Source organism: Flavobacterium solisilvae (genome assembly GCF_012911605.1).
Classification (GTDB): domain Bacteria; phylum Bacteroidota; class Bacteroidia; order Flavobacteriales; family Flavobacteriaceae; genus Flavobacterium; species Flavobacterium solisilvae.
On record NZ_JAAMPT010000066.1, the window covers coordinates 1 to 252 of the forward strand.

Annotated in this window: 1 pseudogene; it reads left to right on the forward strand. The window is 36.5% G+C overall.

The features are described from left to right. Window positions 1-44: 44 nt before the first annotated feature. A pseudogene (locus tag G6042_RS00315) lies at window positions 45-252 on the forward strand (IS21 family transposase); the annotation flags it as partial.

Below are 252 nucleotides of genomic sequence, written 5' to 3' on the forward strand. Positions count from 1 at the left end.
ATTACAGTGTTCCGTACCAATATGTGAGGAAAAAAGTAAAACTTTTGTATACCAAAACTACAGTTGAAATCTTCTACAAATACAACCGAATCGCTATTCATCCAAGAAATTACAAACCTTATGATTACACGACTATTGCGGAACATTTAGCCAGCACACACCAGTTTGTTGCTGATTGGAGTGCTAGTCGGTTTATTGATTGGGCAAACAGTATTGACCAAGCAGTAGCGGATTATATTATCCAAATTATCG